The organism is Rossellomorea sp. NPDC077527 (genome assembly GCF_044542955.1).
Taxonomy (GTDB): Bacteria; Bacillota; Bacilli; order Bacillales; family Bacillaceae_B; genus Rossellomorea; species Rossellomorea aquimaris_E.
This window is the reverse complement of the sequence record NZ_JBITVL010000005.1, coordinates 98,758-112,857: the sequence shown is the minus strand read 5'-3', so window position 1 is coordinate 112,857 and position 14,100 is coordinate 98,758. Positions and strand designations below refer to the sequence as shown.

General features: G+C 44.8%; 10 protein-coding genes. 6 read left to right on the top strand and 4 right to left on the bottom strand.

Features of this window, described 5'->3' with window-relative positions:
• Positions 1–32: 32 nt before the first annotated feature.
• Complete coding sequence (locus ACIGG7_RS17485) at positions 33–1,292, bottom strand: MFS transporter (protein WP_397550449.1); 1,260 nt, start codon at positions 1,290–1,292, stop codon at positions 33–35.
• 380 nt (positions 1,293–1,672) lie between these two features.
• Between ACIGG7_RS17485 and ACIGG7_RS17480 the strand changes: the two genes are divergently transcribed.
• Together ACIGG7_RS17480 and ACIGG7_RS17475 are read left to right on the top strand one after the other, a co-directional pair.
• Positions 1,673–3,349: an alpha-glucuronidase family glycosyl hydrolase gene (locus tag ACIGG7_RS17480; RefSeq protein ID WP_397550448.1), complete on the top strand. Its 1,677-nt coding sequence runs from the start codon at positions 1,673–1,675 to the stop codon at positions 3,347–3,349.
• Positions 3,336–4,925, top strand: a complete 1,590-nt coding sequence (locus tag ACIGG7_RS17475; RefSeq protein ID WP_397550447.1) for an FAD-dependent oxidoreductase — start codon at positions 3,336–3,338, stop codon at positions 4,923–4,925. The genes ACIGG7_RS17480 and ACIGG7_RS17475 overlap by 14 nt, the downstream gene beginning before the upstream one ends.
• Positions 4,926–4,966: 41 nt before the next feature.
• Here the strand turns inward: ACIGG7_RS17475 and ACIGG7_RS17470 are convergent, their stop codons facing one another.
• Positions 4,967–7,192 carry an FIMAH domain-containing protein gene (locus tag ACIGG7_RS17470; protein ID WP_397550446.1) on the bottom strand — a complete coding sequence of 742 codons (2,226 nt, stop codon included), beginning with the start codon at positions 7,190–7,192 and terminating at the stop codon, positions 4,967–4,969.
• Positions 7,193–7,433: 241 nt separating this feature from the next.
• Positions 7,434–8,078, bottom strand: a complete 645-nt coding sequence (locus ACIGG7_RS17465) for a YesL family protein (RefSeq protein ID WP_397550445.1) — start codon at positions 8,076–8,078, stop codon at positions 7,434–7,436.
• Between the two features lie 425 nt (positions 8,079–8,503).
• Between ACIGG7_RS17465 and ACIGG7_RS17460 the strand changes: the two genes are divergently transcribed.
• The 4 genes from ACIGG7_RS17460 (at position 8,504) to ACIGG7_RS17445 (ending at position 12,552) form a co-directional block, all read left to right on the top strand.
• Positions 8,504–9,760 carry a sugar ABC transporter substrate-binding protein gene (locus ACIGG7_RS17460; RefSeq protein WP_397550444.1) on the top strand — a complete coding sequence of 419 codons (1,257 nt, stop codon included), beginning with the start codon at positions 8,504–8,506 and terminating at the stop codon, positions 9,758–9,760.
• Positions 9,761–9,837: 77 nt separating this feature from the next.
• Complete coding sequence (locus ACIGG7_RS17455) at positions 9,838–10,791, top strand: carbohydrate ABC transporter permease (protein WP_397550443.1); 954 nt, start codon at positions 9,838–9,840, stop codon at positions 10,789–10,791.
• Between the two features lie 24 nt (positions 10,792–10,815).
• Positions 10,816–11,619, top strand: a complete 804-nt coding sequence (locus ACIGG7_RS17450) for a carbohydrate ABC transporter permease (protein ID WP_397550442.1) — start codon at positions 10,816–10,818, stop codon at positions 11,617–11,619.
• A gap of 21 nt (positions 11,620–11,640) precedes the next feature.
• On the top strand, positions 11,641–12,552 hold the full coding sequence (locus ACIGG7_RS17445; protein ID WP_397550441.1) for a Gfo/Idh/MocA family protein: 912 nt from the start codon (positions 11,641–11,643) through the stop codon (positions 12,550–12,552).
• Between the two features lie 26 nt (positions 12,553–12,578).
• Here the strand turns inward: ACIGG7_RS17445 and ACIGG7_RS17440 are convergent, their stop codons facing one another.
• The gene (locus ACIGG7_RS17440; RefSeq protein ID WP_397550440.1) at positions 12,579–13,973 is read right to left on the bottom strand and encodes a GGDEF domain-containing protein; all 1,395 of its coding nucleotides are present in this window, start codon (positions 13,971–13,973) and stop codon (positions 12,579–12,581) included.
• Positions 13,974–14,100: the final 127 nt, after the last annotated feature.

Sequence of the window (14,100 nt, the reverse complement as noted above, 5' to 3'; positions counted from 1 at the left end):
AAGGGAACCCACTATGGTGGGTTCCCTTTGCCTTATGATGCTGATTTCTTTTTCAAATGAGTTTCCGGGGTGATTTCAAGATATGTAGGTAATCTTCTTAATGAATGGTTCGTTGTCCAGTAGAATACGATGAGAAGACATAATAAACTACCTGCCCCAAATATATATTCACTGCCAATTATAGTAGCCATGTATCCTCCAATGAATGACCCTAGCGGAAGGAGGATGGTTGCGATACTTGAAATAAAGGAAAAAACCCTCCCCATCATATCTTCTGGAAGTATTGATTGTATCATTGTAAATATAAGTAGATTGGCAATTCCAATTCCAATGGTCGAGATTCCAAATAAAATAACTGAAAGAATGGACGATCCCACTAAGAATGATCCGCCCCAAGCCATACTTGAGAAAAGGAATGATAAGATGATGACTCTGCCCAATGGGATGTTCTTGAAGTATGCAGCTAATAAAGATCCGGATAACATCCCGACAGATAAAGAGGCAAGATAGTACCCGTAATAGCTTTCGCCCCCTCTGAGATCTGCATAAGCTGGAAGAATGGCATTAATCATTCCAAATACGAAGTTAGCGATGATCAAGGGAATGATATATTGAAGTATCGTAGAATGTTTGACAAAGGAGAATCCTTCTATTAATTCTTTTTTATACATTTGGAAGCCAGACTTCATAGAAGAAATTTCTTCTATTTTACCTTGTCTATTATCTTGATAGTGAATGTTCTTAAAAAGCATGATGGCTAATAGGAAGGTGACGGAATTAATCAGGTAAATGTTGATTGCTCCTATTTTTACAATCAGGATACCTGCGAGAGCGGTAAGAAGGAAATCGGCTCCTTTGTAAGCGATGTTCATTAAGGAATTTGCCTCTGGCAGCTCTTCCTTGGGGAGTACTTTAGGAATCATAGCTGATTGAGCGGGATACACAAACTGTTCAATGGCCACTACCCCAAACATAATGGACATGACCAGCCATACACTACTGAAACCTAAATAATAACTAATAGGGATAAGTAGAATAAGGAAACCTTGAAACAACTGTGTAAATAGTAGTATGGATCTTAACCTCCATCGATCCACCAGTGGCCCCACTAGAAATTCTAATACTTGAGGAATCATGATTAATGCTCCTGCTATTCCAGTATATAAAGGACTATGAGTCATTTCATATACAAGCCACATAGCCGCGACATTATACAAACTGTCTCCCATATTCGTTACCACCCTGCCCCAGAAAAGATAGGAGAAGTTTCTGTTCTTTAATAGTTTAAGCATATTAACCTCCCAATTATTGTAATTATATAAGTAAAATATACCATTTAAATGAATTGGGTTGGGATAACAATAGCTAATATTCCTAAAAGAATAAAAGAGCCATGGGAAGAACCATGGGGACAGGTCCCTTGGCTCTTTATAAGGAGAGCCCCAACTTTGAAATGAGTATGGTTTCATTCCATGCTAATTCCTATTTGGTATTGTCGGTAGTTGATAAGTGCTGTGTTGGAGAGATGACCTATTATATTGTCCTCTCACAATGCAGGAAGCAGGGCGTACAGGAACCCGGTCTCACCACTTCCCCCATTAAAGACATTTTAACGACCCTTCCCAAACGTTATCTTAATAGTACATAAAAATGTGCCAAGGGACCTGTCCCCATGGCACACCCAGATAAGGAGCTGATTCTCATAAAAACCACCACTTATGATAGCAACCACATTACGATACGATTTGCTGTTGAAGAATTACGAAGATTGTACAGGAAGAGTGGGATAGGGTTAAAGGTTCAGAGAATGGAAGCGGACCGCAATCAGCTTACGGACACCATTTTTTTGATGCTCGAAGAAGAATATCACGCCTCACCTTACTCTCAAACCCCGCTGTCTTTAAAGAAAGAAGGATTTGCAGTTGTCGAGCAAGGAGAGAATATATGGATCGTCGGCAAAGAAGAGCGGTCTGTACTATACGGCGTGTACCATTTATGTGAGAAGAAGCTGGGGTACTCGTGGGTTCACTTTGATGAAAAGAACGGGAATCGCCAAGAGGAAGAGGCTGCTTGCATCCAACATCCCCAATTTTCCCGACGCGGAAACATCATCGAAACCATTGATGATCCCCTTTACATAAACCGCGTCATCGATTGGGGAGCGAAAAACGGTCTGAATGAATTCTTCTTCACCTTCTTTCTTTGGGATAAAGTGAAAAAGTACATTGAAAACGAGCTCGAGAAACGGAGTATGAATGTCACTCTTGGAGGGCACAGCTTATCTTTCTTGTTAAACGACAATAAAAATCAGGCAACTCACTTTTTAAAGAATCCAGATAGTCAAAGCAAAGTCATGAAGCGGATCTATGACATATGCTTAGAATCGTCCGTCGTCACAAGGGTATCCCTCTGGCCTGAAGACGTTGGGATCCAACAGGCCGACTACGCTGAATTTATGCCAGCATATATCAGGTTTACAGAAAAGTTGAAGGACGCATTGAAAGACCTGAATGTCGCAGTGGAGCATATCACTTATAACGCCGGACTTGAATGGAATATGCTAGAGCGGAATGAAGGGACAGAGGCTTCCAAAGATGTCGATGTCTTATATGCTTACTGGGGTAGGGACTACTCCGACTCCATTCATTCTGAAAGGGAGGAACAGGCCCGTGCGACGGACAGCCTGGTGGATTGGAAAAAGGAAACTTCGAATAAAGGAAGAGCCTTTACCGTACTTGAGTATTACAGCGATCATTTCATGTTAAGTGAATTATTTCCGCCGCTCTTCAAACGGATCAAACAGGATATAGACGATTATAAAAAGCAGGGTGTGGATGGAATCCTGAACTTGATCGTACCTTGTCATGTTAAACCCCATTCTTCTGACCTCCCGAAGGAATACCCGTGGAAATGGGTCCAGCAGTTCAACAACTATATGTTCGCCGGCTTGAGTTGGGGGAAGAATTATGACGACCTAGTCGCCGCGTATTTCTCAGATCTTGGAGAACATAAAGACCTGTATCGCTCCATCATGCTCGATTTAGAGAAGATCCTGTCTGCCCACACTTTTTGGAATGTTCCATTATTCCCGGCACGTGTCGTGGATCCTGAAAAGGTGAATGGAGTAGAGGAAAGGGACAACGTTACAGCCTACTTGGACGAAGTGATGGATTTTCTCGAAAACCGAACACCAGCTGTAAGCAAGGAAGTACTTGCTCTTCAAACGAAAGACAATTTTATTTCGTTCACCCATGAAGAAATGCTTCTTATCTACTTCCACTATTTAAGGAAAGTAGTAAAGAAGTGCAAACAAGAATGGCAGGGGATCCAAACTTATGGACTTCAGTAACCTTTATTATTACAAACCTGCTAAAAATAAAAGTGATGAAAAAATCAAATGTGACCTCATTGTATACGGTGCCACACCGGCAGGGATTTCTTGTGCCATCCAAGCCAAAAAGATGGGACTGAACGTGGCGATCGCTGAATTCGGTCGCCATATCGGCGGAATGACGGCAAGTGGTCTGGGGGCGACGGATTTCGGAGCGAAAGAGGCGATAGGGGGACTGTCCAGAGAATTTTATAAAAGAATCGGAGAGTATTACGGAAAAGGCGATCAATGGACATTCGAGCCTAAGGCAGCAACTTCGGTTTTCACCAATTGGCTGGCTGAACATAGGATCCCTGTCTATCTGAATCAGCATCCGGAAAAAGTGGTAATGGAAGATAGAAAGATTCAGAGGATCAACATGGAAGACGGAATGGTTTATGAAGGCAGCTATTTCGTTGATGCCAGCTATGAAGGGGATATCATGGCGATGGCGAATGTGTCCTATTCAGTTGGCCGAGAATCGAATGCGACCTACAAAGAAACCTATAATGGTGTCCGGTTTGGAGAACAGCATCATAAATTTGAAGTGAGTGTGGATCCGTATGTAAAAGAAGGGGACCCGAAATCCGGGCTGCTATTTGGTGTGACTGAACAGGAAGAATGCTCGAGAGAAAACGGACAAGGTGATCATCGAATTCAAGCGTATAACTTTCGAATCTGTTTAACGACAGATCCTGATAAACGCATGTCCTTTCCGAAACCACCGACATACGATCCAGATAAGTATTCCCTGTTACTGAGATATATTCAAGCAGGGGTATGGGATGCCATGAATCTCCACATCATGCTCTCCAATGGCAAGTCCGACCTGAATAACCATGGAGCGGTTTCTACCGATTACATCGGAATGAACCACGCCTGGCCGAATGCTAGTTATGAAACGAGGGAAAGGATCTTTCAGGAGCATATCAACTATGATCTCGGCATGCTGTATTTCTTGAGTCATGACGAGCTGGTCCCTGAATCCATCCGAAAAGAAGTGGGTGAGTGGGGGCTTCCTAAAGATGAATTCATACAAACAGGGCATTGGCCTCCGCAATTGTATATCCGTGAGGCTAGAAGGATGATATCAGACTATGTCATGACGGATCGAAACTGTCTAGGCCAAGAGACGGTGGATGATTCGATTGGCCTGGCATCTTATCAAATGGATTCCCATCACTGCAGGCGGGTCGTGATCGATGGTCGGTGCGTGAATGAAGGGGATGTCGAAATCCCGATTTCACCGTATCCTATCTCGTATCGGTCCGTCCGGCCAAAAGCAGATGAATGTACGAATTTACTAGTGCCTGTTTGCTTATCTAGCTCTCATATCGCATATGGTTCGATCCGGATGGAACCGGTGTTCATGATCATCGGGCAATCGGTGGGTACGGCCGTATCCCTTGCGTTTCATGGGGCCACGAGTGTTCAAAATGTCGATTACAACACGTTAAAAAAAGAACTGCTGGCCGCCGATCAAGTCTTGGAATGGAATCCTTCCACAGAAGATGATCCCGTAGAACGGATGAAGCAGACGTTCGGAAAAAAATAACCCGGATTCGGTGCACCAAACGCACCGATCCGGGTTATTTTTTATAGATTAATGGTTCCTAAAGCCAATTTGACCTTCAAGTCATTCGTCACATCCGAACCTTTGGCTTTTTGAAATTGATCCAGTGCCTTCTGAAGATGATTCCTGGCCTGATCCAGATCCCCTTTGTCACGATGATGAATCGCCTGTGAAAGAGAGTTGATCAGCTGCTTTTCCACAGAATGTTTCATCTGTCCATCTTCTGCTTCCTGAATGATCAGGTCTCTTGCAGATTCCAACGTATTTTCCAGTACGTCGATCTTCATCAACCGGCTTTCGGACGTATAGTAGATGTCCCCGTCATCCCCGACCGTGGCCAGTTCCGTCACGGCAAGTGTTTCATAATCAAATGACTCTGGATCGATGGCTGTCAGCTTACCGGCTAACGTGGTATACATCACGCCGTTGTCATCCCAGCGGATATGGATGGGACGCCATCTTCCGTAGTTCTTCACTCCTTCGTAAATGGTTTTGCTTTTCACGATTTCCAAAGAATCGGGATCCATGGCAAAGATTATTCCGTCTGCGGCAGACCACAATAAACCGTCGGGACCGACACTCATTCCGCTGATCATGCGCGGGTTGTAATCAAGCCCGGGGATATTCGGAACAAATTCGGTTACCTTCTCATTCTTCTCCAAGTCCCAGACAAAGAGTTTGGCTGCGTCTTCCGTCGGTTCGATTCCGAGTCCTCCCGCCACCGTAGTGGACCCGTACAGCTTTCCACCATGCTCCGCAAGTCCTACAATCGACTGATTGTGGATGACGTCTTCATAAACCTGAGTGTCTTCCACATGCTCAGGATCCAATATGGTGAGAGATCCGCCCAATTTTCCATAGTCCGGAATCGTACCGATGTAAAGCTTGTCATGCACTGCTTCCATCTTGAACGGTCTGTCCTGATGGGGAATATCATAGATCTGTTTCGGCGCGATCGTGTCCTTTGTCGTATCAAGGTCAAAAATGGTTGCGCCGGGGTAGACTCCGAAGTACATGTGATCCCCCATGGCGACCATTCCTTCAGCCTGTCCGAGTGTGAACATGTCAGATGTCTCTTCACTCGTATGGTAAACAGCTCCTTTACCACCCGGATAGCCGCTCATATACAGGTCTCCATCGGGTCCTTTTTCAAGGGTTTGGATCGGGATCGGATTACCCACCACCGGGTACTGGATCGTTTTCACCTTCTTCGTTTCCAGATTCATGAAGGTGACTTGTCCAGCGAATTGGACAGTCACGAGTGAATAGCCTGGAAAATCGGGATCTCCTTCAAGCTCAACCCAGGTGGTATTCCGGATGAATGTTCCGAATCTGACACCTGTATCTGTCGCCTGTAGTGTATCGTAATCAATTTCCATGATCCGGCCACTTTGCTGGAAGTAGGCTTTGTTGCTGCCGGGGAGACCTTGGATGAGGCGAAGACCTTTATTATTTTCATAAGAGATGTCTTCCCATTGATCTGTAGTAGTGTCATAGAATAACAGGGAGTTATCTCCGCCGCCTACACCTGCGACGATATAGTCCCCGAACGCATCCAGCTGCCAGACGCTGCTTCCAGGAGTGACGTGATCAGGGAGGGAGATCTTCTCATGCTCCCCGGTTTCGACATTCAGTTTGACGAGATAGTTATCGACACCGACACCAAGATACAGATATCCGTCGTGATAGGCGGTGGACCGGGTATAGCTTTGGTTCGGGGCCACGTTTCCGAAATCAGTCATTTCGCCAGTGGCGGGATCATACACACCGGCTTTCGCATTAGGATAGGACCCAAAGTAAACACGCCCTTCTTCATCATATGATAAGCCGTACACCACACTTTCCCCTATGCCGCCGAGGTTCTTCACTTCCTGCGTTTCCGGTGAGTACTCATACAAATACCCGTTCCCTCCTATATAGACATTCCCGTTAGGAACCGTGATATGAGTCCAAACGGCACCTGTGCCTTCAAGAGGATACGTTCTCAGCACTTCCTCGGTCTCTAAATCCACCACCTGAAAAATGGCGGGGTGCCCGGAAGCGGTCGTATACATGACATCATGCCCATTCTCCGTTCCGTAGGCAGAATCATAGACAGCAACACTTTGAATGGGATCCCCGAGCTTAACCGGCTCACCAAATGAAGAATTTGTCTCAGCATCGACAGCTCCCGCCGACGGAAACGCCGATCCAATCATCATCATACAAATCAGTAAAACAAACCACATTCCTTTCACAGTCTTCTTCATTTACCCATCTCCTCCTATATTTCATTTACATCCTTCCAACTCGTGACTTTTCACCCCATTTGCTGATTTCTTGGCATTAGTAAGTATTTTCTACCGAACCTATAGAAAGCTTCGACTGTTGTTATTCCTATTTTTATAGATGTAGAACCACGGAAACAAGTCTTTTAATCGTCGTAATGTTAGATGGATCAGAAGTCCTATAAAACGCAAAAAAAATCCGCCAACCAAGGCGGAGAGAAATTCATAATGATTTTTCATGCTGTTCAGAAATAGGATGGCTTCCTTTTTTCTTTTCTATTTTTTCAAAAGCTTTCAAACTGATCCACATCACGATCATGGAAAGGACACTCCCTGTAAAGAAAGGAACGATACCGGGCAGCAGATTCACAGCACCGTATAACAGGCCGCATGCCAAAACGATTTGAAAGGCTTCAAAAGGAGAGGTCCAGGCAATCAGCAATGTTTGCTTTAACGTTTTCCAAAATGTCAGATCAAAATGGACATACACCGGAAAGAAAAACAGCAGGGTGATGATATAAGCGATCAGGATCAACACCAGCACGGGTACAAGGAAGGTCAGCTTTCCGCTATTCATACCCACGAAGGTAAAGTCATAATACAACACATACCCTATCACGATAAAAATAAGGGAAAATCCATTACTCTTAATAAATTCTCTCTTATATGTATGCCAAAATGTATGAAAAATGGGGAGGGGTTCCTCACCCATCAGCCATTTGCGCCCAATCGTAAACAGGGACACCGTCGCCGGGAAAAAACCAAACCCGACAAGCCCTAGTAAAGTGAAGAAAATCCAGAGGATATTCATATAAGCAAGTTTCAACATTACAAATACAATCGTATGAAACCTGTCCCAACCGCCCATCGGCCCACTCCTTTCTAACTTTCCAATCTTCATCTGAATCAAACAAAACAATTTTTCGAATTTACTATTAAAGACAATTAAGAGACTTGTCTCTTAATCAAAAACGTTTTAGACTTGTGTAAAGGTTATGAATATTTTAACAATTATTCAGCGGTAATCAAATGATTTTTTTATTCTGCAAAAAGCAATAGAGATAAATGACAGCGCTTTACAAAAGGGTACTGCAGAATTCAGGGAGGTGGAGAAAGCATAGGGGTTGGCTTATTAAATGGATTTTTTCTTGGGAATTGTTGGATCAGAAGGTGCTCGACTCCAACGAAAAGCGGGCACCTGGATAGGAAATCAACCACCATTTTCTACAGTAATCTGGCAATAAGCTTTAAGGAAAGGTCTAAATAAAAATAAAAATGAAGAGGGGATCATTCATGAAAAAGAAATTATCGTTTCTCTTAGTACTTGTCATGGGACTCATCTTATTGGCCGCTTGTAACTCGAAAGATGAGAAAGCGGGCGGAAAAGCAGAAGATGGGGAAATCTCAGGTGAAATTACGGTTTGGGTCCATCCTTTTACAGGTGATGCGGATAAAGAGAAAAAGATGTGGGATGAGATCGTTGCCTCCTACGAGGATAAGTTTGACGTTAAGGTAAAAATCGAAACTATCCCTTGGGCGAACCGGGATCAAAAAGTGTTGACGGCTTTAGCCGCTAATAACGGCCCGGATGTCTTTTATGCCATCCCGGATCAAATGCCACAATATGCGAATGAAGGAATGCTTCTTGAGCTTGACCCGTATTTAAAAGATAACGATATGGATGATTTTGTTGATACGGCCCTTGTTTCGACAAAATGGAAGGACAAAACATATGGTCTTCCGATCCTTCAGGAAGCGTACACGCTTTTCTACAATAAAGAAGTGATCAAAGCGATCGGAGGAGATCCTGAGAAGCTGCCTGCGACATGGGATGAGTTCTCTGATTGGGCTAAAAAAGCGAAGGATAAAGGCTTCTATGCACTCAGCTATCAAGGTGGAGGTTCCATGAACGGAACGCTGTATCCATTCTTATGGCAGGCAGGCGGGGAAGTCATTACACAGGATGATGAAGTGAAGATCAATAATGAAGCCGGTGTCGAAGCATTTACCTTTATTAATGATATGTATAAGAAAGGCTGGATTCCTGAAGATTCTGTTACGGCTATGGAGCACGATGCCCTTTGGAATGGCGGGAAGATGTTAGCGGTGCAAGGTTCAGGGATTTCATTGACCAACCTGCAAAAGAGCGGTATGGATTTCGTCATTGCTCCTCCGCTTAAACATAAAGAGCAGGCCACATACGGTACAACGGGAATGTTCGTCGTCCCATCTAACAGTGACAATCCGGATGCAGCGGCAGAATTCATTAAAGTCGTGACCAACGCTGAAAATCAACGCAAGTTCAATACTGTGACACAGTACATTCCTACTCGTGAATCGGCAAAGGATATTTTCGATGATCAGAAATACCTGAGCCAACTTGCTGAATATACTCAATATGCTCAGCCGGGGGTCATCCACCCGATCGGTCGTGCGATCATGCCTGGTATCCAAGCTGAAGTGCAAACGATGATGGCAGGGGAGAAGACGCCGAAGGAAGCGGCAGATGCAGCGGCGGAAGCGATCAAGGCGGAACTGGCTAAACAATAGGTGTACGGGACAGGGAGTATTGATCTCTTAAGAGATTGATGCTCTCTGTTTCCGAACTTACATAAAAAAAGAAGGTGATGAAGCTGATTGGTACAGAGACGGCTAAGCATGAGCTGAAAATAAAAAACAATAAATTACCTTTGAAATCACGGATCAAACGGGAATGGGACCGGAATGCGATCGTTTATATCTTCCTCATTCCGACATTGATTCATTTCTTGATTTTTCAAATCTTCCCCTTTGCCTTCAGTTTTGTTCTGACATTCCTGGACTGGAAAATCATTGGGGATCCTGAATTTGTAGGGTTGGAGAATTGGATGAGGTTCCTTGAAGACAAACTCGCATGGAAAGCGATTTGGAATACGGTTCTTTTCTCGGTGTACTATATCGTACCGACGATGGCCCTTGGGCTGATTCTCGCTTTGATCATCAATTCGGGTGTGTGGATGAAGAGTGTGTTTAAAGGGATTTTCTTTCTGCCCGTAGTCACCTCGTTCGTCATCATCGCAGGGATTTGGGGATGGCTGTTCAGAGGGACAGAATCCGGAATGGTGAACTACCTCCTAAGCCTGATCGGGATCGATACGCAGCTGTTCCTATCTGACTCCAGTCAGGCACTCATTGTCCTTGCGGGATTGAGTATCTTTAAAGTGGCGGGAAGTACGATGATTTATTATTTTGCCGGCTTGCAATCGATCGACAAACAGCTGTATGAGTCGGCAAAAATAGACGGAGCCACGCCGTTCCGGATGTTCTGGTCGGTCACGTTTCCTCTGCTGAAGCCGATTCATTTTTACGTTGCCATCATCACAACGATCGGTTCGTTCCAGATCTTTGACTCCACCTTCCTACTTACAGGCGGGGGGCCGAATTACGCAACCACGACCATCGTGTTCTACTTGTACCAGCAAGGTTTCGGGGGACTTAATTTAAGCTACGCAGCGGTACTTTCCTATGTGTTGTTCTTTATCATCCTTGTCATTTCGCTCATCCAGAGAAAATATATGGGACAGGATACAAAGTATTATTAATCGTAGGGGAAAGGAGTGTGGATAATGGGAAAAATCATTAAGTATGTCGCTTTGGCACTATTGGCTTTCTGTTTCCTATTGCCGTTCGTCATCATGGCAATGGGTTCATTTAAAGATATGCAGTATGCATTATTGGATCCTCTCTTCTGGATACCGGAGGATCCCACTTTGAGTAATTACATGTATTTGATCGGAAACGGCCTTTTTCTTCGATGGATTTTCAACTCCGTCGTCATTACGATTGTACCGGTATTCAGCCAGATGTTCTTTTGTGCGATCCTCGGCTATATTTTTGCCAAAAAGAAATTCCCAGGCAGGGAGATCATCTTCTGGGTGTTCATGGCCGTCATCATGATTCCGCAGCAACTGCTCATCATCCCGAAATATATTATGTTTGCCGACTTCGGTTGGATCAATACGTATTGGGCACTGATCGTTCCTGAGCTCTGGGGGATCATGGGTGTGTTCCTCGTGCGCCAGTTCCTGCAAAGCATCCCGAATGACCTGGAGGAAGCGGCACGGATCGATGGGGCTAATGATATTAAAGTGTTCTTTAAGGTGATCCTGCCCTTGTCCATTCCGGTTGTAGCGACCGTAGGTACGTTTTCGTTCATCTCCAACTGGAATGACCTGTTTCAGCCATTGATTTATATGACGAGGGAAGAAATGTTTCCGGTAACGGTCGGTTTGGCTTCAATACTTGGGAAGGAAGGGAACTTTGGGATTGAAATGGCTGGTTCAACGTTATCATTCATCCCGACCTTCCTGATATTCTTATTCTTCCAGCGCTATTTCACAGAGGGAATTCAGATGTCAGGGATCAAATAGGGTGAAAGGAAGAGTAAATCTATGAGAAATCTGAAAATCGGGATGGTTGGATTGGATACGTCTCATGCTGCAGCTTTTACGAGATTACTAAATGATCCCGATGATCGCCACCATGTCCGGGGAGGGAAAGTGGTGAAGGCATTTCCAGGTGGATCGCCTCATATTGAACTCAGTTCCTCCAGAATCGGAAAGTTTACGGAAGACGTTCAGCGTTATGGTGTTGAAATAGTCGATTCACTTGAAGAAGCAGCCGCAGGGATGGATGCCATCTTATTGGAATCCGTTGATGGGGACATCCACCTTGGGCAGTTAAAGAAAATAGTAGCTTTCAAGAAACCGATTTTTATAGATAAACCATTCAGTTTAAGAACAGAAGATGCGCTTGAAATGGTTCGTTTAGCAGATTATCACCACACACCGATCATGAGCACATCGGCTCTCCGGTTTGCAGAAGCATTGAGGGAGGTCACGGATAGGTCTGATCTCGGTGAAGTCATCGGTGCCGATTGTTTTGGTCCCTTGGAGCTTCAAGAAACACAGCCGGGATATTTCTGGTACGGAATCCATTCCATTGAGATGCTGTTTACGCTGCTTGGAGAAGGAGCAGAGCAGGTGAACGTCTTCTCGAATGACAACCATGACAGCATCGTGGCCCGCTGGAAAGATGGAAGATTTGGGACGGTGAGAGGGAATCGATTGGGGAACCATCACTTCGGTGCCCTCGTCCACTTCGAGAAGGGGACGGAGTATGTGGATATACAGTCTGGCCGCAAACCCTTCTATGCAAGTTTAGTAGAACAGATCATGGATTTCTTTCAGGACGGGGTATCGAGGGTACCCTTGAGTGAAACGTTGGAAATCATCCGTTTCATAGAAGCGGCGAATGAAAGCAGGATAACGGGAAGGCCTGTTCCTGTACAGTCTGGTAAATAAAAAAAAGAATCCAGGAAGCCTGGATTCTATTGCACCTTTTCATCCATCGTAAAGCTCAGCCTGTAGATGCGGCGCGGTCGACCTTTATGGGTCAATTTTTCTTCGCCGACAATGTCGACGAGCTCGGCATCCATCCATTTCAGGAGGATCCGATGGGCACTCCTGACCGTGATGTTCAAGGTGGATGCCAATTCTTGAGCGGTATAATCGACAATCCCGTATCGTTCTACCCGGGCCATCAGCTTGGTCATATAGGAAGCGGACATCCCGGCTTTTTCTGCCCGGTCCAATAACTCTGCATCGGTGATCGCCAGGTCATACCGTTCGTATTGGGTATTGGTCGTGATATCGACGGGACCGAGAACGCTCCTGTTTTCTCTCACGATATAACAGACATCGCCGCCAGAATCCTTCGCTTGCCTTAATGCGAGCCGGGCGTGACTGCCGGCTTCGGCTGCCGTCATCCCGAAGCCGACCCCGATGCTTAAGGTGATCCCCATGGCGTTATTCGTCTCTTGAAGAAGGGGGATGAACTTATAGCCCCGGGTTTCCCTTTCGAATATCCCCCGGGTGGTGATGAAGGAGTACTCTTCCCCGCCAAGATTGATGAGGTGGCCATCCAACTGTTTTATGTAATCCAGAAGCATTTGCTGGATGTTCAGCTTGAATAATTGAACATCGTGTTCTGAATGATATTTTTCCGTCACTTTTTTGAAATCATCCACATTGATCAACCCGAACACGATCTGGGACTCTTTGTTCCTTCGGGTTTCTGTGGCAAGGAGGGCCCGTTCCAGGGAGACGATCATATCTTGCTGAGTGGGTGTGACCCATTCGCATGGGATCTTCATTTCCGTCAGAAGTGTATACACTTCCTGGATGCCTGTCAGGGCGATGGCACCTTTGATTTCATGATTTTCAACGTGGAAAGAAACAATGTCACTGATCAACGGTGTCTTGGAAGGATGCCTGAACACCATTAACTCATAATCTTCTTCCACTAATTCCACGAGGATCTTTTCGACGTATTTCTTTTCAATCGTATCGATCGAGAGGCGTTTCAGGCCGTGATTGTTTTTAATTAGAAACAGTGATCTGTATAAGCCGGTGCCCATCAAGGGTACATGATGAACCGGGATGGAAAAGTCCAGGAATTGTTTTGCGAGATTGTATAGATGATATTCCGTGAACATGAGGACATCGACATCGTACATCAATTCTTTTGCTACTTCTGAAATAATGGTCCCTGGTTTGATGATTCCGAAATACGGTTTGAAGTTCGGAAATGACTTTAACGTCACTTTGATTTGGTCGACAAGAGCTTCAGGACCGATGATCCCGATGTTGATTTCAGAGTTATCATGAACCGGCTTCATACTTCTCAATACACTCATCCCCCATAACACTTTTTTTACAGACATGTCTTTTTATCCATATCATACTGATAATTATCTGAATTGTCAAAAATCAATAGTGTAGATTGTCCGCAACACCTACTCTTTAAAGACCAATTAAAGACTTGTCTTTTAATAATCAGATTCATAAGAT